Here is a 24,177-nt window from a genome sequence, read left to right as displayed (position 1 = left end):
GGACCTTGGCCGAGATCACCGTGGTTTTGCCCAGCGTTCTCCAGCCGCTCGCCGGCGGGCAGTCCTGCCTGACTACGCCCGCCGACGGAGCTGTGACGGTGGAAAGCTTGCTTGATGCTGTAACGGGGGACTATCCGGTGCTGGCCCGGAGGCTCCGCGATGAAACCGGGTCACTCCGCCGCTTCGTGAATATTTACGTGGGCGGCGAGGAGGTTCGGCGTCTGAAGGGCTTGGAAACTGAGGTTGCGGCCGGCCAGGAGGTCTTGATCATCCAGTCCGTGGCTGGCGGCTGAGGGTCCGGGGCCAGGTCAGGCCACTCGCCAGACTGTGCATTCGTCGGTATTAATGGCCTTGCGCAGGCCCGTCAGCTGATCCATGATCCAAACGACGCCGATTCCCGGGGCCGTTTCCTGGACGCTGCCCTTGCGGATGACGACGTCATCATAAGACGGTCCGACGGAAAGACGCGCCTCGATCTGGTCGCCGCGGTGCAGCTGGTCGAGTGCGCGGATTCTGGTGGGGCGGGTTGATACTTCCTTTGACATGGTGGCCTCCCTGGCTGGAGCTGCCAGCAATTGCCGGCTCCTCCAGTGTGGACGCCCAATGTTGCAGGGTGATTTCGCGCTGGTTAGGTATGGGTAAGAGTTCCGGGAAAAGAAAAATCCATTGCTGCGCAAGTGTCGTTCTGGGCGGTCAAAACGGCACTTACGCAGCAATGGATGGAGTGGGGAAGGCGTGCTGCTACTTCAGGCCGAGTTCCGCCGTCGGGGTCTTGAAGGATTCCCGGGCCGTCAGTGCTGAAACTGCGGCGATGATGCAGATGACGCCGGTGAAGATGCTGATCTGGACCCAGCCGCCGGCCTTGGTGCCGCCCATCGCGGCGACGATTGCCGGAGCGAAGCCTGCCATGAGGAAGCCGAGCTGCGTGCCGATGGCCAAACCCGAGAAGCGGACCTTGGTGCTGAACATTTCGCCGTAGAAGGAGGGCCACACGGCGTTGGCGGCGGCGTAGCCGAAGGAGAAGTACACCACGGACACCAGGAACATGAGCAGTACGTTTCCGGACTCGAGCGTCAAGAGGAACACCGGCGTCATAATGGCGCTGGATACCGCACCGTAGATGAACACGGGCTTGCGGCCGATCCGGTCAGCGGCCTTGCCGAAGAGAGGCTGGGTGCCAAGCGCGACGATGTTCGCTGCCACGACGAGCCAGAGGGTGATGGTGCTGTTGACGTGGGCAACGTCCTTGGCATAAGTGATGGCCAGGGTGCCGAAGACTGTGCTCACCGCAGAGATGAAGGCGCAGCAGACAACGCGCAGGACGTCGGCCCAGTGCAGCTTGAGGAGGTCGGCCACGGGGAGCTTGGCGATCTGGTTGTTCTTCTTGGCCTCGGCGAACGCAGGCGGCTCGTGGAGGGAGCGGCGGATGAAGAACGCCACGACCACGACGACGGCGCTAAGCCAGAACGGGATGCGCCAGCCGATGCCGTACTTGACCTCGTCCGGCAGTGCGACCACCGGGATGAAGACCAATGCGGCGAGGATCTGCCCACCCTGGGTGCCCGTGAGGGTCCACGAGGTGAAGAAGGAGCGACGGTTGTCGGGTGCGTGTTCCAAGGTCATGGACGAGGCGCCAGCCTGCTCGCCGGCGGCGGAGAGGCCCTGGCAAAGCCGCGCGAACACGAGCAATGCCGGAGCCCACCAGCCGATGGTCTTGAAGTCCGGGAGGCATCCGATGATGAACGTCGCACCGCCCATGAGCACCAGGGTGAACATCAGGATGCGCTGGCGGCCGATGCGGTCGCCGAAGTGCCCCAGGATGACTGCTCCGACAGGCCGGGCCACGTATGCGAAGCCGAAGGTCGCAAAGGACATGATGGCCGCGTTGGCGTCTGCGCTGGGGAAGAAGACGTGCGGAAAAATCAAGGCCGCGGCCGAACCGAAGATGAAGAAGTCGTAGTACTCGACGGCGCTGCCGAGGAAGCTGGCGAGGGCAGCCTTCTTCGGCGTTCCTGACGTGGCAGTGCCCGGCGTCGTAGACGGGATCGTGTGACTCATGGTGTTCCTTTTGTGTGACGGCGATGTCGCATCTGGCTGAAATGTGCATACCTGGAACGTCGTTGTTTGGTCCGGCAGCGGCCTCACACTGTAGCCACATTGTGAGAGCTACTTGTGCGATATAGCAATAATGGCTGTGAGCGCAGTCACTTGTCAAGAGTTTTACTCACGATCTAGATATAGCTCTCACGATGTGGCAATCTTTAGATATGGATGTGAAGGAAGACACAAAAACCGACATGGTCGGCAAGGCCTTGGGCCTCCTTGTATTGCTGGGCAACGAGCCGAAGGGAGCGAGCGCTTCCGAGCTCGCCCGCCAAGCCGAACTGCCCTTCAGTACCACGTACCGGCTGCTTGGATCCCTGACCCGCGACGGATTCGTGGACTACGAGGCCGACGGCCGCCGCTACCACCTTGGCCTTCGCGTCTTCCAGCTCGGCCAGCGGGTTTCCAACCACCACGGCTTCGCCGGTACCGCGCGGCCTATCCTGCAGCGCGTGACGGAGGGGACGGGCGAGGCCACGATCCTGTCGGTGCGGGACGGCCACCACCATCTCACCGTGAACAAGGTGGACGGTCCCCAGATGTTCCGCGTCACCAGCGACCCGGGGCATCTTGGAATGCTGCACACCACGGCGGTGGGCAAGGCGCTGGTGGCCTTCGCGGACGACGAGGAGCGGAAGGAACTGGTCGAGGAGCTCGAGTTGGAGCCCCTCACGGAGTTCTCCATCACCGACCGCGATGCCTTCCGCCTGGAAATCGAGAAAATCCGGCGGCAGGGATACGCGCTCATGGACGAAGAGAACGAGATCGGCATGCGCGCCATTGCGGTCCCTGTGCTCAATTCCCAGGGAGTCGCCTTTGCCTCCCTTGCCACCGCGGTCCCCGTTTTCCGAATGAGCGTGGAGCAGCTCGTCGGCGTGGTCCCCCTGCTGAAGAGTGCCGCATCCGAGCTCGCCGACCGCTTGCCGCAGCGTTAGCAGCACCTTGCATTTGTTCGCGATAAGAACACAAGTGCAATATATGAACTTTTTGTGTAGTCTGATTCATACCGCCCGGCGGAGCAGCAGGCTTTGGGTACCCAGAGGGAATCCAGGGAAGGCTGAGCCGTGGGTGTAGTTGTCAAAGGAGCAATGAGCATGAGCAACCGAGCCGAATCCTTCTTGGTGGGCCTGATTGGCGAAGGCGTTTCGCCTTCGCTGACGCCGCCCATGCATGAGAAGGAAGCCGACGTGCAGGGGCTGCGCTACCTGTACCGGCCTATCGACCTGCTGGAGCTCTCCCTGCCCGGCTCCGCCGTCGGCGATCTGCTGACCGCCGCTTCGCGGCTTGGTTTCAACGGCCTCAACATCACGCATCCGTGCAAGCAACTGGTCCTCCCGTTCCTCGACGAGATCTCGGAAGACGCAAGGCGGCTCGGCGCTGTGAACACCGTGCTGATCCGGGACGGACGATTCATCGGCCACAACACAGACTTCTCCGGGTTCGGCGCGGCCTTTGCCGGCGGCCTTCCCGACGCCGGCTTGGACCACGTGGTCCAGCTGGGCGCGGGGGGTGCCGGCTCAGCCGTCGCGTACGCCCTTCTTTCCGCCGGCGTTAGGACGCTGGACCTCGTGGACGTGGATCCCGTTCGCGGTGCCGAACGCGCCGCCGAGCTCGCCGTTTTGTTCCCGGACAGGACCGTCACGGCGCGTACGACGGCGGAGCTGCCGCAGCTGATGCCGCTCGCCGACGGTTTGGTGCACTGCACGCCGGTGGGCATGGCCGCCCATCCAGGCCTCCCACTGGACATGTCCCTCGTCGAGTCCCGCCATTGGGTGGCCGACATCGTTTACCGGCCGATCGAGACGCAGCTGGTCCTGGAGGCCCGCGCCAAGGGTTGCCGGGTGCTCGACGGCGGACGCATGGCCGTGGGACAGGCCGCCGACGCTTTCCGCATCTTCACGGGCCGCGACGCCGATCCGGAACGTATGCGTGCACACTTCCTCGAACTGGTGAGCGCCGAAGAAGCCAAAACCCTCGCAGGAGCTGGTCACTGATGCGCACGGGAATCGCCACTGTCTGCCTCTCCGGCACGCTCAAAGAAAAGATGCAGGCGTGCGCCATCGCAGGCTTCGACGGCATCGAGATCTTCGAACAGGACCTTGTGACCTCGCCCCTCAGTCCCGAGGACGTGCGGAAGATGGCCGCCGACCTTGGGCTCGGCCTGGACCTGTACCAGCCGTTCCGGGACTTCGACAGCGTCTCCGAAGGCCTGCTGCAGGAAAACCTGCGCCGGGCGGATGCGAAGTTCAAGCTCATGTCCCGCCTCGGCATGGACACCATCCTGGTGTGCACCAACGTGGGAACCGCCACGATCGACGACGACGACCTTCGCGCCGAGCAGCTTTCCCGCCTGGCGGAGCTGGCCGGCGACCACGGAGTCAAGGTGGCGTACGAGGCGTTGGCCTGGGGCAAATACGTCAACGATTACGAGCATGCCCATCGTTTGGTGGCTGCGGTGGACCACCCCAACCTGGGCACGTGCCTGGACTCCTTCCACATCCTTTCCCGCGATTGGGACACGGCGCCCATCGAGGCGATCAAGCCCGAGAAGATCTTCTTCGTCCAGGTGGCCGACGCTCCGAAGCTCTCCATGGACGTGTTGTCTTGGAGCCGCCATTACCGCGTGTTCCCGGGCGAAGGGCAGTTCGAGCTGGCCAAGTTCATGGGCCATGTGGCCCGCGCCGGCTACTCCGGCCCGGTGTCGCTGGAGGTCTTCAACGACGTCTTCCGCCAATCCGACGTCGAACGCACAGCCGTGGACGCGATGCGCTCGCTCATCTGGCTTGAGGAACAGAGCGCCAAATGGCTCGACGCGAACGCGTCCGCTACTCCGGGAGGCGTGGCCGGTGCCACGCCGGCCAAAGCCGCGGGCCGCCGTCGTTATCCCATGGAACTGGCCACGTTGCCCAAGGTGGCCGAGCCTGCCGGATTCAACTTCGCCGAGGTCAAGACTGACGGACCCGCGCAGCTTGAAACGCTCCTGGGCCAGCTCGGCTTTACCTTCGACGGCCGGCACCGCACCAAGGATGTCCAGTTGTGGTCCATGGGCCACGCGCGCGTCATCATCAACGAACAAGCGCCGTCGCACAGTCAACCTGCCATCGCGGCACTGGGGTTCGACGTCGACTCTCCCGTCATTGCCTCCGCCCGCGCCCAGCAACTCAAGGCCCCGGTGGTGCCTCGCAAGGTGCAGGCCGACGAGGAAGTGTTCCAAGGCATCGCCGCCCCGGACTCCACCGAGATCTTCCTGTGCCAAGGTAATCCTGACGGCACGGCTGCGTGGACTCGGGAATTCGGCGAAGGCCTGGAGCGTCCTTCCGGGGGAACGCGGGCCGTGATCGACCACGTGAACCTGGCCCAGCCATGGCAGCATTTCGACGAAGCCGTCCTCTTCTACACAAGTGCCCTGGCCTTGGAACCGCAGCCGTTCGCCGAAGTGCCGAGCCCCAGCGGCCTGGTTCGTTCGCAGGTCATGCAGACCAGCGACCGTGCCGTGCGCCTGGTCCTGAACCTTGCGCCGCTACTTCAGCAAGGCGACCGCAAGAGCTACCAGGAACACATCGCGTTCGCAGTGGACGACCTCGTGGCCACGGCCCGGGCGGCACGGGAACGCGGACTCGAGTTCCTCCGGATTCCGGCCAACTACTACGAGGACCTGGACGCACGCTTCGCCCTGGATCCTGCCTTCCTGGCCACGCTGAAGGAACTGAACCTCCTCTACGACCGCGACGCCAATGGTGAATTCCTGCACTTCTACACCGCCACGGTGGGAAGTGTTTTCTTCGAGATGGTGGAGCGCCGCGGCAACTATGACGGCTACGGTGCCCCCAACGCCCCGGTGCGGCACGCCGTGCAATACGACTCGCTCCACTCCCGAAACTGACAACCCACCAGAAATGACGAAAGCAACCACCCGAAAGGAGCCGGCCGTGCTGCTAGACGAAAATGCCGGGCACCACCAAGACGATGAGCTCGTACCGGCAGCGGAGCCGCATGCCGGGCACGCGCCGTTGGACGCCGCAGCCGAAACCCAGGCCGATCTCAGCGCTGAGATCCAGGCGATCGGCGACGCCTACCGCCGCGCCCTGAAGGACGGCGCCGCGCCGGAGATCCAGCCGCGCCTGGACTTCGCGCCGTACCGCAGCAGCATCCTGCGCCACCCCACCAAGAGCCTGCACCACGCGGACCCGGAGACCATCGAGCTGTACTCGCCGGCGTTCGGGCACCAGGATGTCCACGCCTTGGAATCGGACCTCACCATCCAGCACAACGGCGAACCGCAGGGCGAGCGGATCATCGTGCAGGGCAGGGTGCTCGACGGCGACGGCCGCCCGGTTGCCGGCCAACTGGTGGAAATCTGGCAGGCCAACGCTGCCGGCCGCTACATCCACAAGCGCGACCAGCACCCGGCCCCGCTTGACCCCAACTTCACCGGCGTCGGACGCTGCATCACCGGACCTGACGGCTCCTACCGGTTCACCACCATCAAGCCCGGCGCATACCCGTGGAAGAACCACCTGAACGCCTGGCGTCCGGCGCACATCCACTTCTCGCTGTTCGGCACGGACTTCACCCAGCGGATCGTCACGCAGATGTATTTCCCGGGCGACCAGCTGTTCCCGCTGGACCCCATCTACCAATCGATCGTGGACCAGGACGCCCGGGACCGGCTTGTGGCCACCTACGACCACGATCTGACGAGCCCCGAGTGGGCCCTCGGCTACAACTGGGACATCGTCCTGAGCGGCTCGAAGCGGACCTGGACCGAGAACGAAGCGTTTGGCGACGCCGGGGATGAGGAGTAAGGACATGAGCAAGCTGACACCCACACCAGGGCAGACCGTTGGCCCGTTCTTCGGCTACGCACTTCCCTTTGACAAGGACAACGAGCTCCTTGCTCCGGGAAGTGCCGGAAGCATCCGCCTCCAGGGAACCGTGTACGACGGCGCCGGCGAACCCATCCCGGACGCCATCCTGGAGATCTGGCAGCCCGACTCCGAAGGCAACGTGGTCCAGCGCACCGGCTCCCTGGTGCGCGACGGCTATACCTTCACCGGTTGGGGCCGCGCCGCCGTGGGCAATACGGGCGTTTTTACCTTCACGACGGTCAACCCCGGTCCCACCGAGCCCCTCCCGGGAAAGCCGGCTGCTGCCCCCTTCATCTCCGTGGCCGTCTTTGCCCGCGGCCTCATGAACCGCCTGTTCACCCGCATCTACTTGCCGGAAAACGAGGAAGCGCTCGCCGCCGATCCGCTGCTCAGCTCCCTTGACCCCGAGCGCCGCAGCACCTTGATCGCCCGCCGCGACGCGGATGGCGGCCTCACCTGGGATCTGCGGCTGCAGGGCGAGAACGAGACCGTGTTCTTGGACTTCGAAGGCGCCTCCCAGTGAGTGGCGACGGCGATTTCGGGCTGCTCAGCCCGGTGTCGGCGTCGCCCGCCGTGGTGGCGCTGACGGGTGACCGTGCGGTGATCGCGGCCATCCTCGACGTCGAGGCCGGCTGGGCATCCGTGCTCGAAGAGGCCGGATTCGCGCCCGCCGGTTCCGCCGCCGTCGTCGCCGAGGCCGCTGAACCTTGGGCCTACGACGCCGCTTCCATCGCCGAACGCGCACAAGGCGGCGCCAACCCGGTCATCCCGCTGCTCGCGGACCTCCGGGGCAGGGTCAGGGGATTGGATGCCGGCGCGCTTGCCGCCGTGCACACCTCCCTGACCAGCCAGGACGTCCTGGACTCTGCCTTGATGCTGCTCGCGCACCGCGTGGTTTCCGTGCTTCTCGCCGAAGTAAGAGGTACGACGGCGGCGCTCGCCGCCCTTGCGGAGCAGCATGCGGACACGCTGTGCGTGGGCAGGAGCCTGACGCGGCATGCGCTTCCGTTCACGTTCGGGCTCAAGGCGGCGCAGTGGTTCCACGGAGTGGCAGCTGCGGCCCGCCGCCTTGAATCGCTGGAGTTGCCTGTGCAGTTCGGCGGGGCCAGCGGCACCCTCGCTGCCGGCACCGTACTCACGGAAGGCTCGTCGTCGAACCCCTTTGCGTTGGCCGATGCCTTGGCCGGGAAGCTGGGCCTGGCTCCCGCTCCGGCTCCGTGGCACACCAACCGCGTCCCCGTCACTGGGCTCGGCGACGCGCTGGCATCCCTGACAGACTCCTTCGGCAAGATGGCCTCTGACCTGCTGTTCCTCAGCCGCCCCGAGGTTGCCGAGCTGGGCGAGCCCCTTGCTGCCGGCCGGGGTGTCTCTTCGGCCATGCCGCACAAGCAGAATCCCGTGTTGTCCGTGCTGGTCCGCAGCGCTGCGCTCCAGGCCCCTGGTTTGGCCGCGCAACTGCACCTTGCCGCCGCGAACTTCAACGACGAACGCCCGGACGGCGCCTGGCACAGCGAATGGCCCGCCCTCCGGGGTTTGCTTCGGCTCGCACTCGGCGCCGCCACCCAGCTGCGCGAGCTCGCCGAAGGACTCTGTGTCTTCCCCGAAGCCATGCGCCGCAACCTGGAAATCTCCGGGCCGTTGCTCCTCAGCGAAGCGGTGGCATCCTCCGTTGCTCCGCTCCTGGGCGAAGACAGGACCGATGCGAAGGCCAAGCTGCAATCAATCGTCGACGAGACCCTGCAGGCGCCCGTCGCGGAACAGGCCCGGATCTACGCCAAGCTCCTCCGCGAAGCCGTTCCGGCCAGCAAGCTCTCCGATGAGGAACTCGCGGCGCGGCTGGACCCCGCGAACTACGTGGGCGAGGCCGCCGAGATCAGCCGTCGCATCCTCGCTGCGTACCCCGAATTCACATCCACCCATCCGAAAGGAGCCGATCGTGGCTAAGCCAAGCATCAAGGCCGTGCTGCTGTCCCCGCAGCGGACCCTCGGGGAGAAGCCGCTCCTGGTGGTGGGGAATTCGCTCGGAACATCCACGGTGCTCTGGACCGAAGCAGCGGCCCTGCTCGGCAACGAGTTCGACGTCGTGGGCTGGGACCTGCCCGGCCACGGCGTCTCGCCCGCGGCCTCCGAAACGTTCAGCGTCGCCGAGTTGGCCGACGCGGTGGTGGACCTGGTGGATTCGATCGTGCCGGGTGCCGTGTTCGACTACGCAGGAGTTTCGTTGGGCGGGGCCATCGGACTGCAACTGGGCATCAAGCACGGAGAACGGCTCAAGTCCCTGTCCGTGCAATGCACCGGTGCGAAGATCGGCACTCCGGAGGGATGGCTGGAACGCGCTGAAACGGTTCGTGCACAAGGAACCGCGGTGATGATCCAAGGCTCCGCGCAGCGTTGGTTCGCTCCCGGTTTCATGGACCGCCAGCCGGCGGTAAGCAGCCGCCTCCTGCATTCCCTGCGCGACGCCGACCGCTTCAGCTACGCCTTCTGCTGCGAGGCCCTCGCGGGCTTCGACGTCCGCGCCGAGCTCGGCAGCATCACCGTCCCCACGCAGGCACTGGCCGGCGTCGAGGACACTGTTGCGCCGCCGTCGTTCGCTGAAGAAATCGCGAAAGGCATCAACTCCAGATTCAACTCCGGTGGCGGCAGCGCCGTTTCCGTAGCGCTCGACGGCGTCGGGCACCTTGCGCCCGCGGAGGCACCAGCCGTCGTCGCGGACCTCATGCGCACGTTCATGAAGGAGGCCGGAAAATGAGCACTGATCCCAAGCACGGTGCCGTCCAGCGGGACGCTACGTCGCAGGAAATCTACGACGCCGGGATGGCGGTCCGCCGCGAAGTGCTCGGCGACGCGCACGTGGACCGCGCCAACGCGAACAAGGACGAATTCACCGACGACTTCCAGGACATGATCACCCGGATCGCCTGGGGCGGGATCTGGACCCGGCCCGGAATCGACCGGCGGATGCGTTCCGCCGTCACCATCACAGCGATGGTGGCGCATGGGCACTGGGAAGAACTGGCCATGCACATCCGTGCGGCCCTCACGAACGGGCTGAGCAGGGACGAGATCAAGGAAATCCTGCTGCAGACCGCCATCTACTGCGGAGTCCCCTCCGCCAACACAGCATTCAAGACAGCGCAGGGCGTTTTCGCCGAACTCGACAGAGCCGCCCGCCAGCCCGAGTAGCCCCCACCACAGAATTCGAGGAACCTATGAACCAGGCGTATGTGTACGACGCCGTGCGCACCCCTTTTGGAAAATTCGGCTCCGGCCTCGCCGGGGTAAGGCCCGACGACCTCGCGGCCCACGTGGTGCGTGAAGCCGTGAAGCGCGCACCGGCGCTCGATGTCGAGCGGATCGACGAGGTGGTGTTCGGGAACGCGAATGGTGCCGGCGAGGAAAACCGGAACGTCGCCCGCATGGCCACCTTGCTCGCAGGGCTTCCGACATCGATCCCGGGCACCACGGTGAACCGCCTTTGCGGTTCGTCGCTCGATGCCGCGATCATTGCCTCGCGGCAGATCAACGCGGGCGACGCCGAGCTGATGCTGGTGGGCGGGGTCGAGTCCATGTCCCGCGCCCCGTGGGTATTGCCCAAGACGTCCAAGCCGTACCCTGCCGGTGACATGACGCTGGCTTCCACCACGCTGGGCTGGCGCCTGGTCAACCCGGCCATGCCGACGGAGTGGACGGTCTCCCTGGGTGAAGCCACCGAACGCCTGCGCGAGAAATACGGAATCACCCGGGAGCGGCAGGACGAATTCGCGGCGGCCTCGCACAACCTAGCTGCGGCTGCCTGGGACGAGGGCTTCTACGATTCTTTGGTGACCCAGGTTCCAGGCACGGAACTGGTCCGGGATGAAGGCATCCGGGCGGGTTCGACGGCGGCGAAGCTCGCCGGGCTCAAGACCGTATTCCGGCCTGAGTCCTCAGGTTTGGAAGGCGGAACCGTCACCGCGGGCAACGCATCGCCGCTGTCCGACGGCGCCTCCGCGGCCTGGATCGGATCCGAGGCCGCGGCCGGGCTGCTCGGGCTGGATCCGCTGGCCCGCATTGCGGGGCGCGGGGCGCACGGCAACGATCCGCAATTCTTCGGCTACGCCCCGGTAGAGGCAGCGAACAAGGCCCTCGCGAAAGCGGGCATCGGCTGGGAGCAGGTGGGCGCCGTCGAACTTAACGAAGCTTTTGCCGCGCAGTCCCTGGCCTGCATCGATGCGTGGGGGATCGACCCGTCCATCGTGAACCGCCACGGCGGGGCAATCGCGATGGGACATCCGCTGGGCGCCTCCGGCACCCGGATCCTGGGGACCCTGGCCCGCAGCCTGCAAGCTTCGGGCCAGCGCTGGGGTGTCGCGGCGATTTGCATCGGCGTCGGACAGGGCCTGGCCGTAGTGCTGGAAAACGTGACTGCCGGCGTAGCCGGGAAAGAGGCCTAGGAATGCTGCAATTCATTGACACTGTTGGCGAAGCAGTTGCCGCCGTCAAGGACGGCTCCACCGTGATGATCGGAGGCTTCGGAAACGCGGGCCAGCCGTTCGAACTCATCGACGCGCTGCTCGATTCCGGCGCCACCGACCTCACCGTGGTGAACAACAACGCCGGCCAGGGCGACCAGGGGCTCGCGCTGCTGATCAAGGAAGGCCGGGTCCGCAAGATGATCTGCTCCTTCCCGCGCCAATCGGATTCCTGGCACTTTGATGCAAAGTTCAAGGCCGGGGAAATCGAGCTTGAGCTCGTTCCGCAAGGCAACCTGGCCGAACGCATCCGCGCTGCCGGGGCCGGCATCGGCGGGTTTTTCACCCCCACCGGCTACGGCACCATGCTCGCCGAGGGCAAGGAAACCCGCATCATCGACGGACGCGGCCAAGTGTTCGAGACACCCATCCACGCGGACATCGCGCTGATCAAGGCACTCAAGGCCGACGGCAAGGGCAACCTCGTCTACCGCAAGACGGCCCGGAACTTCGGGCCCATCATGGCGGCCGCGGCCAAGCACACCATTGTCCAGGTGTCGGAGATCGTTCCGACCGGCGCCTTGGACCCGGAGAACGTGGTGACTCCCGGGATCTACGTCAACAGCATCGTAAAGGTGGCCTGATATGAGCATCCAGACCTCAGCAACTCCCTTGGGCCGTAACGACCTCGCCGCCCTCGTGGCGCGCGACATCGCGCCCGGTTCGTTCGTGAACCTCGGCATCGGCCAGCCCACGCTCGTCTCCAACTACCTCACGGAAGAGCAGAACATCACGCTCCACACGGAGAACGGCATGCTCGGCATGGGCCCGGAGGCGAAGGGCGATGAGATTGACGACGACCTCATCAACGCGGGCAAGATCCCGGTGACCGAGCTCCCTGGAGCATCCTATTTCCACCACGCCGATTCCTTCGCGATCATGCGCGGGGGCCACCTGGACATCTGCGTGCTCGGCGCTTTCCAAGTATCCGCCACGGGCGACCTCGCCAACTGGCACACCGGTGCGCCTGGCGCGATCCCGGCCGTCGGCGGGGCAATGGACCTGGCCACCGGCGCCAAGGACGTGTTCGTCATGATGACGCTCCTGACCCGCGACGGTGCGTCCAAGCTCGTCGAAACCTGCAGCTACCCCCTCACCGGCGTGGGCTGCGTGACCCGCGTGTACACGGACAAGGCGGTCTTCCTGATAGGGCCCGACGGCGTGCAGGTGCGTGAGACGTTCGGCCTCACCTTCGAAGAACTCCAGGCCCTGGTTCCGTTCCCCCTGGTGCCGTTCGAGGAGAAGGCGGCCGGCGCCGTCGTCGGCGTCTAAATGGAAGCGCGAACTGGCAGCAGATGCCCTCTGAAAGCAATTCACAGGGCAAGTGCTGCCAGTTCGCGCCAATAGGATTGGTAACCATGACCGACGCAGCAGTAGCCGGAGCGCCCCAGGCCAGTGACCAGTACGTGCAATCGCTGGCGCGCGGATTGTCCGTGATCCGTGCTTTCAACGCGGCCAACCCGGTCATGACGCTCAGCGAGGTGGCGGCCCGTACCAACCTGACGCGTGCCACGGCGCGGCGGTTCCTCCACACCCTGGTGGAACTGGGTTATGTCCGCACGGATGGCAAGACCTTCGCCCTTACGGCGATGGTCCTGCAGCTTGGCTATTCGTACCTGTCGGCGTTGTCCCTGCCCCAGCTCGCACAGCCGCACCTTGAAGAGCTTTCCCTGAAACTGGGGGAATCGACGTCGGCCGCGGTATTGGACGGCAGCGACATTTTCTATGTGGCCCGTGTGGCCACGCGCCGGATCATGACGGTCGGGATCTCGGTGGGCACGCGCTTCCCCGCCTACGCCACGTCCATGGGCCGGGTCCTTCTAGCCGGCCTGACGCCGCAGAAACTGGAAGAGTACCTCGCGTCGGTGGAGCTCAAAGCCCTGACCCCGCGAACGCTGACGTCCCGGGAAGAGCTGGTTGCTGAGCTGGATCGGGTGCGTGCACAGGGCTGGTGCCTTCTGGACCAGGAGCTGGAACTCGGGCTCATGTCCGTGGCTGCCCCGGTCTGGAACCACAACGCGGGCCATGTGGCTGCCGCCGTCAACGTCTCCCTTCAGGCCCAAAACGTCGCCGCGCAGCCCGATCCGGCATCCTACCTCGAATCGGTCAGGGAACAGATCGTAAAGACCGCGCGGGCGATATCGCAGGACGTCTCGGCGAAGCACTAGCTTTCGCAGCTCCGCGGGCTTACAACCACAGGCTCGTCACTCCGGTGAGGCCCTGGACCTGGACCGGTGTGTTGCTGCTGTTCGTGGTGCCGTTGCCGAGTTGGCCCTGCATGTTGTAACCCCATGCACGGACCGTTCCGTCGCTGAGCACGGCGAATGTGTCGTAGAGGCTGCAGGCGATCGAGCGGGCTCCGGAGAGACCTTGGACTTGGACCGGGGTGCTGCTGTTGGTGGTAGTGCCATTCCCGAGCTGCCCGTACCAATTGCCGCCCCACGCCCGGACCGTTCCGTCAGCGAGCAAAGCGTAGGCGGAGATTTCGCTTGCGATGACCTTGGTAGCGCCGGTGAGGCCCTGGACCTGGGCGGGTGTGCTCCTGCTGGTGGTGGCGCCGTTGCCGATCTCGCCGTAGTCGCCGAAGCCCCAAGCCCAGACCGTGCCGTTTCCCAACAGCGCGTACGCAGTGCCGCCGTTGGCCGCGAGTGACGCGACACCGGTGAGTCCCGCGACTTGTACCGGGATGTTGCTGTTCGCCTTGCCCCCATTGCCCAGTTGGCCGTAGCCGTTGTAGCCCCAGGCCCGGAGCGTGCCGTCGGCCAAGACCGCGTAGGCCGTACCGTAACTCGCAGATACCGAGGAGGCGCCGGTGAGGCCTTGGACCTGGACGGGAACGTTGCTATCCGTGGTGGTGCCGTTGCCCAGTTGTCCGGACTGGTTGCTGCCCCACGCCCGGACCGTTCCGTCGCTTAGCACCGCGTAGGCCGTGCCGCCGTTGGCCGCTATCCCGGTGGCCCTGCCGAGGCCGGCGACTTGGACGGGTGTGCTGCTGTTGACCGTGCTGCCGTTGCCGAGTTGGCCGGTGGAATTGTCTCCCCAGGCCCACACTGTTCCGTCGCCCAGCAAGGCATAGGCGGTGCTTCCGCTGGCAGTGATGGACACGGCCCCGGAGAGACCCGTGACTTGGACCGGGGTGCTGCTGTCGGTGGTGGTGCCGTTGCCGAGCTGGCCAAAACCGTTTCCGCCCCAACCCCACACCGTACCGTTGACCAGCGCCGCATACTTGCTGTTCATGCCTTGCGCTGCCATGACCGTGCCTGACAGGCCCGAAATGCCGACCGGCACGTTGCTGAAGGCTGTAGTTGCCGTGATGCCGAGTTGGTGGTTGTAATTGTCGCCCCAAGCGCGGATGGTTCCGTCGCCCAGCAGCACGAATGCGGTACCTCTTGCGACCGTGATGGAGGTGGCCCCCGCAAGGCCACTGACTTGGACCGGGGTGGTGCTGTTGGTGGTGGTGCCGTTGCCGAGCTGGCCTGAGGGGTTGAGCCCCCAGGCGCGGACCGTTCCGTCGAGCAGCACTGCATACGCCACCGCACTGGTGGAATTCCCCTTGTCGGCCGTGATGGTCACGGCCCCGGAGAGGCCCGTGACTTGGACCGGGGTGGTGCTGTTGGTGGTGGTGCCGTTGCCGAGTTGACCGGACTGGTTGAGGCCCCAAGCCCGGGCTGTTCCGTCGCCCAGCACGGCGTACGCGGTGGCTTTGCTCGCCGAGATGGACGAGGCGTTGCCAAGGCCTTGGACGCGGACAGGAGTGTAGCTGTCCGACGTCGACCCGTTGCCGAGCTGGCCGGCGTCGTTGTGCCCCCAGGCGCGGACGGTCATGTCGGCGAGCAGGGCGTATGCGTTGGAGTTGCTGGCCGCGATGGAAGTGACTCCGCCGAGTCCTTGGACCTGGACCGGGGTGTTACTGGTGGTGGCGGAGGTGCCGCTGCCGAGCTGGCCGCCCGAATTGTCTCCCCACGCGCGCACGGTCCCGTCGGTCAGTAAGGCGTAGGCGCTGAAGTCGCTGGCCGTGATTGACCTGACCCCGGTGAGCCCGCTGACCTGGACGGGCGTGCTGCTTGCGCTGCCTGTGGTGCCGTTGCCGAGTTGACCTGTGAAGTTGGCGCCCCAAGACCGGACGGTTCCGTCCGTGAGCACGGCGTAGGCGCCGTAATATGTGGCCGTGACAGAGGCGACGCCCGAGAGGCCCTGGATCGGGACAGGCGTGCTGCTGGTGGTGACGCCGCTGCCGAGCTGCCCCGAAGCACTCTCACCCCAAGCCCGCACGGTCCCGTCGCCCAGCAGCGCGTACGCAGTCCGCCCGTTGGTCGTGACAGCTGTGACCCCGCTGAGGCCCTGGACCTGGATTGGCGTGCCGCTGTCCGCGGTGGTTCCGTCGCCCAGTTGGCCGACGGCGTTGGAACCCCAGGCACGCACTGTCCCGTCGGCGAGCAGGGCGTAACTGGTAGACCCGTCTCCCGTGACGGCCTTGACCCCCGGGAGCCCGACGACGGCTGCCGGAGTGGCGAGGTATGGTGTGCTTCCGTTTCCGAGCTGGCTGGATTGGTTGTCGCCCCAGGTGACCGATGAACTGCTTGACGGCCCGGCGAGGAAGTAGCCCGCGACGTCGGCGATCAGCTGGGTGGCGCCGTCGGAGCGGTTGAAGAGGGAGATTTTGCCGTCGGCGCCCACCGGGACGGTAACGGCGCCCGGCACGGTCTGGCCGCCCGCGAAGTTCACGTTGGAAGCGTCCGGCCGGCTGCTCCCCGAGGCGTAGGCGGTGACGAACCCGAACGATTGCGGGCCGGTGACGGTGAGGTTGAAAACCGCAGCCGCCACGCCGGCGGGAATACCGTTGACGCCGCCCACCCTGAAGGAGACCGTCCCGTCCGGGCCTGCGGGTGCGCTGCCGCGGGTATCCAGGAGACGCGCCGGGTTCACAGGGACGAAGGCGCCGGGAGCGCTCGCACTCCCCGCCAGATAGTAGCCCGCGACGTCGGCGATCAACTGGGTGGCGCCGTCGGACCGGTTGAAGAGCGCGACTTTGCCGTCGGCGCCCACCGGAACTGTGACGGAGTTTGGAACTGTCTGGTCCTTGGCGAAGTTGATGTTTGAGGAATTCGGCCGGAGGGTCCCGGAAGCGTAGGCAGTGATGAACCCGAACGAGGCCGGGCTGGTGACGGTGAGGTTGAAAGTGACCGCGGAGATTGTCGCCGGAATCCCCTTGAGCCCGGCAACCTGGAAGGACACCGTGCCGTCGGGGCCCGCGGGCGTGCTGCCGCGGGTGTCGAGCAGCCTGGCCGGGGCTATGGGGGCAAAGGCGCCGGGCACCGTCGGGGTTCCGGGGAGGTAGTACCCGGACACGTCGGCGATCAACTGGGTGGTGCCCGAGGAGCGGTTGAAGAGCGTGACTTTGCCGTCGGCGCCGACCGGTACGGTCACGGAGTTGGGAACCGTCTGACCTTCAGCGAAGTTCACGTTGGACGAGTTCGCCCGCGTGGTTCCGGAGGCGTACGCGGTGATAAACCCAAACGACTGCGGTGCCGTGACCGTGAGGTTGAAGGTGACTGCCGCGGGGGTGGCGGGTATCCCGTTCACGCCACCCACCTGGAAGGACACCGTTCCGTCCGGGCCTACGGGTGCGCTGGGACGTGTGTCAAGGAGCCGGACGGGTGAGATCGGGATGAAGGCGCCTGCCGCCGTCGGTGGCGCCGAACTCCCGACGACGGCGACCGGCGCCGTCGCGGAACCACCGGTGATGGCCGCGTGGGCACGGGGTACCGCCACACCGGACACGACGAGCAGGACGCCCAGTGCCGCAGCCACGCCAATGGCACCCTGCCGAAGCCATGCACGCAAAGACCCCATGAAATCCCCGAAAGACATGGCTCCCGATGAAGGGAAAACCCCTATTGATCCTCGCGAAAATTACCACAAGGGCAGGGCCATGGTTGGCTGCGGCGCGGCGCGCGGTGCGCGGGGACGTTGGGCGATATCGCAGGACGTCTCGGCGAAGCACTAGGCCTGGGGTCGTTGCCACGGCGCGTTGAAGCGCGTAGGCTCGCGGCCCATGACCGAACTGGACGGAGAGGGGCGCCCGGAACCGCCCCTGGCAGGCGACGAGGCAGCTACCCTGTTGGGCTTCCTGGATTACCAGCGCGCCACCTTGGCGTGGAAATGTTCGGGCCTCGACGCGGCCGGCCTGAGCGCGACTGTGGCTCCTTCCTCAATGACCCTGGGCGGCCTGCTCAAGCACCTCGCCTATGTTGAGGAGGACTGGTTTTCACGATGGCTGCACGGCAGGGACCGGCAGCATCCGTGGAACACCGTGGACTGGAAAGCCGACCCCGACTGGGAATGGCATTCGGCGGCCCAGGACTCACCCGGGCAGCTGCGCGCTCTCTGGCAGGACAGCGTGTCCCGCTCCCGCTCCCTCACCGCGGAGGCAATGGCCGACGGCGGCCTGGACCGGCTGGCCGCGCGTACCTGGCCGGACGGGCGGGCACCCAGCCTGCGATGGATCGTTGTCCACATGATCGAGGAGTACGCGCGGCACAACGGCCACGCAGACCTCCTCCGGGAGTCTGTGGACGGCCTTACCGGGGAGTAGTTCACTGCCGAAACCCTTGGCGGATACTCGGCCCACTGAATTTGGTGTTCACTGGGAGAGTGGATCTGCAGACGGTAGGAAACGCACAGAAACTCGTGCTTTGGATTGCCATCCTGGCATCTTTTGTCTCGTTTCTGGACAGCACCGTGGTCAATGTCGCGCTGCCCGCCATTTCCCGTGAGCTGGGTGGGGGGCTGGCCACGCAGCAGTGGGTGGTGGACGCTTACTTGATCACCCTCGGTTCGCTGATCCTGCTCGCCGGATCCCTTTCGGATGTCCTTGGCAGGATCCTGATTCTGCGTGTTGGCCTCCTCGGGTTCGGCGCGACGTCGCTGCTGTGCGCGTTGGCACCCGACCCCGCCGTGCTCATCCTTGCGCGTGGGCTTCAAGGCGCGGCGGGAGCGCTCCTCGTACCCAGTTCCCTGGCCCTCATTACGTCCGTCTTCGATGGGCCGGCGCGGGCGAAGGCCATCGGCCAATGGACGGCGGGCACCACAGTCGCGTTCATCGCCGGCCCCTTGCTGGGCGGAGTGTTGGTGGATTCACTCAGCTGGCGCTGGGTTTTCGGGATCAATGTCCTGCCCATTGCCGTGACGATGTACCTGCTTGCCATCTTGCGGGCCAAAGATGTGCGGGAGGAAGGCATCCGGATTGATTATCCAGGGGCTGTACTCTGTGTCCTCGGGCTAGGCGGCCCGGTGTACGCCTTGATCGAACAAGGCCACTTCGGTTGGGAAAGCCCGCTCATTCTCTTGCCGTTCTTCTTCGGAATCTTGTGCTTCGCCGGGTTCATCTGGCGCCAGAAAACGGCGAAGCAGCCGCTCATGCCGCCGGCATTGTTTAGTGTCCGGAACTTTGGGGTCGGGAATATCGCGACCTCGTTCATTTACGCGGCACTGTCGATCGGCGGGTTCATCGTTGTGCTTTTCCTGCAGCAGGTTGCCGGGTTCCCGGCCACGCTGGCCGCCTTGGCCCTGCTACCTGTCAGTGTTTTGAACATCGGCCTTTCGTCCTGGTTCGGATCGCTCGCGGGACGTTTCGGCCCGCGGTGGTTCATGGCATTCGGCCCCATTCTGGGCGGCTGCGGATACCTCCTCATGCTCTCGGCCGAGACACACGTCGGTTACTGGACGCAGCTGTTTCCGGGCATTGTCCTGTTTGCCGTCGGCCTCTCCGCTACAGTCGCGCCGTTGACTGCCGCCATTCTTGGCTCCATTTCGGAACAGCAGTCCGGCATCGGTTCCGCCGTGAACAACGCCGTCAGCCGGGTCGCCGGGCTGCTCGGCATCGCCTTTGTGGGGGTAGTGGTTGGCGAGAGGCTAGACGTCAACGCGTTTCACCGGGTGGTGATCCTGACGGGCGTCCTCCTGATCATCGGGGGCATAGTCTCGGCAGTTGGCATCCAGAATCCGGGAGGGAAACGCACGGGCGGCTGAGCAGGTTCCCTTCGACCGCAGGCCGGAGGGCCACCCCCTCCCGCCCACGCGTTCCGCGTCCTAGACTCAAGCCAACGAGCGGCTCGGGCCGGATGTTCGCGAAGACAACGGGGTTTCGGGAAGGGGAGTGGCGTGAAGGTAGGCATACCGCGGGAGACCCGGAAAGGCGAACGGCGTGTGGCCGCCACACCGGAAACCGTCAAGCAACTGGTGGAGCTGGGCCTCGAAGTCCTCATCGAATCCACTGCGGGAGCCGCCGCAGGATACGGTGACGCCGAATACTTGAGGGCCGGCGGCACCGTCGTCCCCGAACTGGACCCCGGAGAACTGCACGTCTACGCCCACGTCCGGCCGCTGGAACGGACGACGGCGCTTGCCCTCAGCCGGGGTGCCATCACCGTGGGATTGGCCTCGCCGTCGTCGGAGCTTCCCACCGTACGCGCGCTCGCCGACGCCGGCATCACGTCCTTCGCGCTTGAACTCGTGCCCCGGATTTCCCGCGCACAGTCAATGGACGCGCTCACTTCCCAAGCCTTGGTTGCGGGATATCGCTGCGTGCTGGAAGCCGCCATGCGACTGCCGCGTTTCTTCCCGCTCTACATGACGGCGGCCGGAACCATTCCGCCCGCCAGGGTGCTGGTGCTCGGCGTCGGCGTCGCGGGCCTGCAGGCTATCGGCACGGCAAAGCGGCTCGGCGCCCGCGTCTCGGCCAACGACATCCGGCCCTCCTCGGCAGATGAGGTGGCCTCCATGGGCGGCACGTTCATCAAGCTCGACGTCGAAAATGCGGAGGCCTCCGGCGGCTACGCCCGGGAACTCAGTGCCGACCGCGGTGCCCTCCAACGCCAGCTCCTCGCCCCGCATGTCGCCCAGGCGGACGTGTTGATCACGACGGCGGCCGTCCCCGGAAGGCCCGCACCGCTGCTCGTGACCCGCGAAATGGTGCAGGGCATGCGGCACGGTTCGGTCGTCGTCGACCTGGCCGCCGAGTCCGGGGGCAACGTGGAAGGCTCCGTCCCCGGCAAGGAAGTGCATGTTCCGACCGCCGACGGCGACGGCACGGTGACCGTTGTGGGGATGAAGGACGCCGCGTCTGCGATGCCGGCGGATGCCTCGCGGCTCTATGCCAAGAACGTGGCAAACCTCCTGGCTCTCATGACCCATGACGGAATCGTGGATCCGGACTGGACCGACGAGGTGGTGCAGGGGACCTGCCTCACGCACGAGGGAATAGTCCGGCACGGCCCGACGGCGGAGGCGCTCGCGGCACTTGGCCAAGCGCACGCGGCGGAATCCGTTGGCACGGCGAACGAGGGAGTCTCCTGATGGACGGAATTGCCTTGCTCACGATCACCGTTTTGGCGGTCTTTGTGGGCTTCGAGGTGGTTTCCAAGGTCTCAAGCACGTTGCACACGCCCTTGATGTCCGGAGCCAATGCCATCCACGGAATCATCCTGGTGGGTGCCATCATCGTCGCCGGGCAAGCCTCCGATCCGTGGGTGCTCGCCGTGGCCCTGCTCGCCGTCGTCCTCGCCACCGCAAACCTGGTGGGCGGATTCGTCGTGACGGACCGGATGCTCGAGATGTTCCGCGGACGCAAGCGCCAAGTGACCCCGGGCAGGAAACCGGAACTCGAAGAGCCCGAGGCCAAGGAGGGCGTGCGATGAGCCTCATCGATCCGGTGTGGACCTCGCTCCTCTACCTCGCGGCCGCCGTGTGTTTCATCCTCGCGCTGAAGGGACTCAACTCTCCCCGTACCGCCCGACGGGGCAACTTAGTGGGCGCCTTCGGTGCCGCGCTCGCCGTCGCCACGGTCTTCTTCTCGGTCAGGATGGACAACGTTCCCTGGATCCTGGGCGCGATGGTAGTCGGTTCGGGCGTGGCCGCGCCGGTCGCACGCCAGGTCAAGATGACCCAGATGCCGCAGCTCGTGGCGTTGTTCAACGGCGTCGGTGGCGGCGCCGCCGCGCTCGTTGCACTCCTGGAACTCCCGCACACGGAAGACCACTGGGTCCGCGTGGCCGTTGTCTTCACCCTGTTGGTGGGCGCGGTGTCATTTGCCGGTTCCGCCATTACATTCTCCAAACTGCAGGAGCTCGTGACCACCAGGCCCGTGGTGTTTCCCGGCGTGCCGGCCCTCATGGGAGCGGTCCTGCTCGCGGCGGTGGGTGCCGCCGTCGCCGTCGTTTTGAGCGGTTCCCCCGCGCTGGCGCTGCTGCTCCTGCTGCTTGGGCTGGCGGCGGGCGTGCTGCTGGTGCTTCCGGTAGGCGGCGCGGACGTGCCGATTGTCATCTCGCTGCTGAATGCGTTCACGGGCCTGGCCGTGGCAGCGTCCGGCCTGGTGCTTGGCAACGTGCTTTTGGTGGTGGCCGGCACGTTGGTCGGCGCCTCGGGCACCATCCTCACCCGGGCCATGGCCGCAGCCATGGGCCGCAGTGTTGCGGGCATCCTCTTCGGCGCGTTCAAGGGAGGCTCGACGGCGGGGTCGACGGCGGTGAGCGACCGTCCCGTCCGGTCCTCCAGCCCCGAAGACGTGGCCGTCCTCCTCGGTTATGCGCAACGGGTCATCATTGTTCCCGGCTATGGGCTCGCTGTTGCGCAGGGCCAGCACACGGCCGCGGAACTGGCCCTCGCCTTGGAATCACGGGGCATCGACGTGGACTTCGCGATCCACCCGGTGGCCGGCCGCATGCCCGGGCATATGAACGTCCTGCTCGCCGAAGCCAATGTGCCCTATGAGTCGCTCAAGGAGATGGGCGAGATCAATTCGGAATTCCGGACAGCCGACGTCGCGCTGGTGGTCGGAGCGAACGATGTCGTCAATCCGGCCGCGAAAACCACTGCGGGCTCGCCGATCTACGGCATGCCCATCCTGGAAGTGGCCGAGGCGCGCCAAGTAGTGTTCCTGAAGCGCTCCATGCGGCCGGGGTTCGCGGGAATCGAGAATGAGCTCATGTACGAACCGCAGACCACCTTGCTTTTTGGCGACGCGAAGGAATCCCTCACCAAAGTGTTGAGTGCGGTCAAGGCGCTCAACCTTAGTTAATCAAGCGAGGAGTGCCCGCGGCCCGTTCCGCAGTCCGATCGGGTGGACACACTCAGGATCGAAGTGAGCCGCGGCCGCCCAGGCGGGTGAAACCACTCAAGACACGGCAGGATCCAACGCCCTACCATCGGCCGAAGACCCTGGGTGGAAATGCCCCACATCCTTGACGGTTGCCCGGCTTCGAACGGACGGTGAGTGGAGTGGCTGGATCCTTGACGCATGAGCCGACGCCTCAACGACGTTTCAGGATCCGTGGGCCCGCCATTGGAGCATGCGCCGCGATGGTCCTTGCCCTGCTCAGTGGCTTTGCCCTGCCTGCGCACGCGGCTGCGAACACCATCATTTCCCTGACCTTCGATGATGGCAACGCCGACCAGATGACCGCCGCGGCCACGCTGAAAAACCTCGGACTCCACGGCACGTATTTCGTCCCTTCCGGGTGGGTTGATCAGCCGAGCTATCTCACGTCGGCGAACTTGCAGCAACTCTATGCGGACGGCAATGAGATTGCCGGGCACACGGTCACGCACCCCGATTTGGTCACCTTGACCTCGGATGAAGTGAAGCGGCAAGTGTGCAACGGCAGGGTCGCCCTGGCAAACATGGGCTTCAAGGTCACCAGCTTCGCCTACCCCTTCGCATCCTCGGACCCCGCAGTGCAGACCATCGTGAAGAACTGCGGGTTCAACAGCGCTCGCGGGCTCGGGGACCTTTACAGCAAGGACGATCCAGGGCTTCCGGCGGCGGAAACCATCCCGCCCGCCAACCCCTACAACACCGCGGCCCCGGAGGAAGTGGACAGCACATGGACGCTGTCCAACCTGGAAGACTCCGTGAACAAGGCCCAGGCGGCCGGCGGTGGCTGGGTCCAATTCACGTTCCACCACATCGCGACGGGGACCGATCCGACGCTTACCATCAGCCCCGGCCTCTTCAACCAATTTGCCTCCTGGCTGGCGCAACAGCAGACGGCCGGCAGCATTGCCGTCAAGACCGTTGACCAGGTGATCGGCGGCGCGGTGCAGCCACTCGTCTCCGGTCCGCCGGTGCCACCGCCACCGCCGCAGGGCACAAACATGATCCAGAACCCGGGCCTGGAGACGCTTACCAACGGGATTCCGCTGTGCTGGGCCGCGGGTGGTTATGGCACCAACACCCCCAGCTATTCAGTGGTCTCGCCGGGCCACACGGGGAACAACGCGGAGCAACTGACCATGAGCGGCTACGTCAGCGGTGACGCGAAGCTCCTGCAGTCCTTGGATCTGGGCGGTTGCTCGCCCACGGGAACTCCTGGCCACATCTACCAGCTCAGCGCCTGGTACAAATCCAATGTCATCACCCAATTCGAGGTGTATTACCGGACTGGAACGGGGTATTGGACGTATTGGACCGCGAGCCCGCTATTCAACGCGAGCAGCAACTGGACCCAAATAACCTGGACTACTCCTGCACTTCCGGCCGGGGCCTCGGGTATCAGCTACGGGTTGAACATCCAATCGAACGGTTCGATCACCACGGACGACTACTCCATGATCGACGTCAGCCCGGCTTCCCCCACGGCGCCGGCCGCTCCGACGGGGGTCACCGCGACGGCGGGTAATGCTTCCGCGGTGGT

At 65.7% G+C, this 24,177-nt stretch carries 22 protein-coding genes; 19 read left to right on the top strand and 3 right to left on the bottom strand.

Annotated elements, in window-relative coordinates; genetic code table 11:
- Positions 1 to 5 precede the first annotated feature (5 nt).
- Complete coding sequence (locus L0B83_RS07760) at positions 6 to 293, top strand: MoaD/ThiS family protein (RefSeq protein ID WP_234757838.1); 288 nt, start codon at positions 6 to 8, stop codon at positions 291 to 293.
- 15 nt (positions 294 to 308) lie between these two features.
- On the opposite strand, the gene L0B83_RS07755 is transcribed toward L0B83_RS07760, so the two are convergent.
- Positions 309 to 545, bottom strand: a complete 237-nt coding sequence (locus L0B83_RS07755) for a hypothetical protein (RefSeq protein ID WP_234757837.1) — start codon at positions 543 to 545, stop codon at positions 309 to 311.
- A gap of 196 nt (positions 546 to 741) precedes the next feature.
- Positions 742 to 2,058 (bottom strand): MFS transporter, encoded by a 1,317-nt coding sequence (locus tag L0B83_RS07750; protein ID WP_234757836.1) that lies wholly within the window; start codon positions 2,056 to 2,058, stop codon positions 742 to 744.
- A gap of 209 nt (positions 2,059 to 2,267) precedes the next feature.
- Between L0B83_RS07750 and L0B83_RS07745 the strand changes: the two genes are divergently transcribed.
- The 12 genes from L0B83_RS07745 (at position 2,268) to L0B83_RS07690 (ending at position 13,653) form a co-directional block, all read left to right on the top strand.
- Complete coding sequence (locus L0B83_RS07745; RefSeq protein WP_234757835.1) at positions 2,268 to 3,038, top strand: IclR family transcriptional regulator; 771 nt, start codon at positions 2,268 to 2,270, stop codon at positions 3,036 to 3,038.
- A gap of 159 nt (positions 3,039 to 3,197) precedes the next feature.
- Positions 3,198 to 4,097 carry a shikimate dehydrogenase gene (locus tag L0B83_RS07740; RefSeq protein ID WP_234757834.1) on the top strand — a complete coding sequence of 300 codons (900 nt, stop codon included), beginning with the start codon at positions 3,198 to 3,200 and terminating at the stop codon, positions 4,095 to 4,097.
- Positions 4,097 to 5,986 (top strand): bifunctional sugar phosphate isomerase/epimerase/4-hydroxyphenylpyruvate dioxygenase family protein, encoded by a 1,890-nt coding sequence (locus tag L0B83_RS07735; RefSeq protein ID WP_234757833.1) that lies wholly within the window; start codon positions 4,097 to 4,099, stop codon positions 5,984 to 5,986. The genes L0B83_RS07740 and L0B83_RS07735 overlap by 1 nt, the downstream gene beginning before the upstream one ends.
- Positions 5,987 to 6,035: 49 nt before the next feature.
- Positions 6,036 to 6,908 carry a protocatechuate 3,4-dioxygenase subunit beta gene (pcaH, locus tag L0B83_RS07730; RefSeq protein ID WP_372461175.1) on the top strand — a complete coding sequence of 291 codons (873 nt, stop codon included), beginning with the start codon at positions 6,036 to 6,038 and terminating at the stop codon, positions 6,906 to 6,908.
- Positions 6,909 to 6,912: 4 nt separating this feature from the next.
- A complete protein-coding gene (gene pcaG / locus L0B83_RS07725) occupies positions 6,913 to 7,494 on the top strand; it encodes a protocatechuate 3,4-dioxygenase subunit alpha (RefSeq protein WP_234757832.1) in 582 nt (193 codons plus the stop codon).
- Positions 7,491 to 8,915: a lyase family protein gene (locus L0B83_RS07720; protein ID WP_234757831.1), complete on the top strand. Its 1,425-nt coding sequence runs from the start codon at positions 7,491 to 7,493 to the stop codon at positions 8,913 to 8,915. The genes pcaG and L0B83_RS07720 overlap by 4 nt, the downstream gene beginning before the upstream one ends.
- Positions 8,908 to 9,723 carry an alpha/beta fold hydrolase gene (locus tag L0B83_RS07715; RefSeq protein ID WP_234757830.1) on the top strand — a complete coding sequence of 272 codons (816 nt, stop codon included), beginning with the start codon at positions 8,908 to 8,910 and terminating at the stop codon, positions 9,721 to 9,723. The genes L0B83_RS07720 and L0B83_RS07715 overlap by 8 nt, the downstream gene beginning before the upstream one ends.
- Complete coding sequence (gene pcaC, locus L0B83_RS07710; protein ID WP_234757829.1) at positions 9,720 to 10,157, top strand: 4-carboxymuconolactone decarboxylase; 438 nt, start codon at positions 9,720 to 9,722, stop codon at positions 10,155 to 10,157. The genes L0B83_RS07715 and pcaC overlap by 4 nt, the downstream gene beginning before the upstream one ends.
- Positions 10,158 to 10,183: 26 nt before the next feature.
- On the top strand, positions 10,184 to 11,407 hold the full coding sequence (locus L0B83_RS07705) for a thiolase family protein (RefSeq protein WP_234757828.1): 1,224 nt from the start codon (positions 10,184 to 10,186) through the stop codon (positions 11,405 to 11,407).
- Between the two features lie 2 nt (positions 11,408 to 11,409).
- Entirely contained in the window at positions 11,410 to 12,069 is a 660-nt protein-coding gene (locus L0B83_RS07700) for a 3-oxoacid CoA-transferase subunit A (RefSeq protein ID WP_234757827.1), read from the top strand.
- Between the two features lies 1 nt (position 12,070).
- Positions 12,071 to 12,757 (top strand): 3-oxoacid CoA-transferase subunit B, encoded by a 687-nt coding sequence (locus L0B83_RS07695; RefSeq protein ID WP_234757826.1) that lies wholly within the window; start codon positions 12,071 to 12,073, stop codon positions 12,755 to 12,757.
- Positions 12,758 to 12,843: 86 nt separating this feature from the next.
- Positions 12,844 to 13,653, top strand: a complete 810-nt coding sequence (locus L0B83_RS07690) for an IclR family transcriptional regulator domain-containing protein (protein WP_234757825.1) — start codon at positions 12,844 to 12,846, stop codon at positions 13,651 to 13,653.
- Positions 13,654 to 13,672: 19 nt separating this feature from the next.
- Here the strand turns inward: L0B83_RS07690 and L0B83_RS07685 are convergent, their stop codons facing one another.
- Positions 13,673 to 17,356, bottom strand: coding sequence for an RCC1-like domain-containing protein (locus L0B83_RS07685; protein ID WP_234757824.1), 3,684 nt, complete (start codon positions 17,354 to 17,356; stop codon positions 13,673 to 13,675).
- 184 nt (positions 17,357 to 17,540) lie between these two features.
- Here L0B83_RS07685 and L0B83_RS07680 point away from each other — a divergent pair, with 184 nt between their 5' ends.
- The 6 genes from L0B83_RS07680 to L0B83_RS07655 form a co-directional block, all read left to right on the top strand.
- Positions 17,541 to 18,080: a DinB family protein gene (locus L0B83_RS07680; RefSeq protein ID WP_234757823.1), complete on the top strand. Its 540-nt coding sequence runs from the start codon at positions 17,541 to 17,543 to the stop codon at positions 18,078 to 18,080.
- 59 nt (positions 18,081 to 18,139) lie between these two features.
- The gene (locus L0B83_RS07675) at positions 18,140 to 19,516 is read left to right on the top strand and encodes an MFS transporter (RefSeq protein WP_234757822.1); all 1,377 of its coding nucleotides are present in this window, start codon (positions 18,140 to 18,142) and stop codon (positions 19,514 to 19,516) included.
- Positions 19,517 to 19,648: 132 nt separating this feature from the next.
- The gene (locus L0B83_RS07670) at positions 19,649 to 20,842 is read left to right on the top strand and encodes a Re/Si-specific NAD(P)(+) transhydrogenase subunit alpha (protein ID WP_234757821.1); all 1,194 of its coding nucleotides are present in this window, start codon (positions 19,649 to 19,651) and stop codon (positions 20,840 to 20,842) included.
- A complete protein-coding gene (locus tag L0B83_RS07665; RefSeq protein ID WP_234757820.1) occupies positions 20,842 to 21,183 on the top strand; it encodes an NAD(P) transhydrogenase subunit alpha part 2 in 342 nt (113 codons plus the stop codon). Before L0B83_RS07670 ends, L0B83_RS07665 begins: the two co-directional genes overlap by 1 nt.
- Positions 21,180 to 22,562: an NAD(P)(+) transhydrogenase (Re/Si-specific) subunit beta gene (locus L0B83_RS07660; protein WP_234757819.1), complete on the top strand. Its 1,383-nt coding sequence runs from the start codon at positions 21,180 to 21,182 to the stop codon at positions 22,560 to 22,562. The genes L0B83_RS07665 and L0B83_RS07660 overlap by 4 nt, the downstream gene beginning before the upstream one ends.
- A gap of 281 nt (positions 22,563 to 22,843) precedes the next feature.
- A partial coding sequence (locus L0B83_RS07655) for a polysaccharide deacetylase family protein (protein WP_234757818.1) occupies positions 22,844 to 24,177 on the top strand: 1,334 nt, incomplete at its 3' end.

The organism is Arthrobacter alkaliphilus, from assembly GCF_021483235.1.
In the GTDB taxonomy this organism is placed as follows: Bacteria; Actinomycetota; Actinomycetes; order Actinomycetales; family Micrococcaceae; genus Arthrobacter; species Arthrobacter alkaliphilus.
The sequence above is the reverse complement of the archived record's forward strand: the minus strand, read 5'-3'. Positions and strand labels throughout refer to the sequence as shown.

Bases quoted from the DNA above. Each gene is read 5' to 3' on its own strand.
- L0B83_RS07755 (WP_234757837.1), bottom strand. From the start codon at position 545: ATGTCAAAGGAAGTATCAACCCGCCCCACCAGAATCCGCGCACTCGAC.
- L0B83_RS07750 (WP_234757836.1), bottom strand. From the start codon at position 2,058: ATGAGTCACACGATCCCGTCTACGACGCCGGGCACTGCCACGTCAGGA.
- L0B83_RS07745 (WP_234757835.1), top strand. From the start codon at position 2,268: ATGGATGTGAAGGAAGACACAAAAACCGACATGGTCGGCAAGGCCTTG.
- L0B83_RS07740 (WP_234757834.1), top strand. From the start codon at position 3,198: ATGAGCAACCGAGCCGAATCCTTCTTGGTGGGCCTGATTGGCGAAGGC.
- L0B83_RS07735 (WP_234757833.1), top strand. From the start codon at position 4,097: ATGCGCACGGGAATCGCCACTGTCTGCCTCTCCGGCACGCTCAAAGAA.
- pcaG (WP_234757832.1), top strand. From the start codon at position 6,913: ATGAGCAAGCTGACACCCACACCAGGGCAGACCGTTGGCCCGTTCTTC.
- pcaC (WP_234757829.1), top strand. From the start codon at position 9,720: ATGAGCACTGATCCCAAGCACGGTGCCGTCCAGCGGGACGCTACGTCG.
- L0B83_RS07705 (WP_234757828.1), top strand. From the start codon at position 10,184: ATGAACCAGGCGTATGTGTACGACGCCGTGCGCACCCCTTTTGGAAAA.
- L0B83_RS07700 (WP_234757827.1), top strand. From the start codon at position 11,410: ATGCTGCAATTCATTGACACTGTTGGCGAAGCAGTTGCCGCCGTCAAG.
- L0B83_RS07695 (WP_234757826.1), top strand. From the start codon at position 12,071: ATGAGCATCCAGACCTCAGCAACTCCCTTGGGCCGTAACGACCTCGCC.
- L0B83_RS07690 (WP_234757825.1), top strand. From the start codon at position 12,844: ATGACCGACGCAGCAGTAGCCGGAGCGCCCCAGGCCAGTGACCAGTAC.
- L0B83_RS07685 (WP_234757824.1), bottom strand. From the start codon at position 17,356: ATGTCTTTCGGGGATTTCATGGGGTCTTTGCGTGCATGGCTTCGGCAG.
- L0B83_RS07680 (WP_234757823.1), top strand. From the start codon at position 17,541: ATGACCGAACTGGACGGAGAGGGGCGCCCGGAACCGCCCCTGGCAGGC.
- L0B83_RS07665 (WP_234757820.1), top strand. From the start codon at position 20,842: ATGGACGGAATTGCCTTGCTCACGATCACCGTTTTGGCGGTCTTTGTG.
- L0B83_RS07660 (WP_234757819.1), top strand. From the start codon at position 21,180: ATGAGCCTCATCGATCCGGTGTGGACCTCGCTCCTCTACCTCGCGGCC.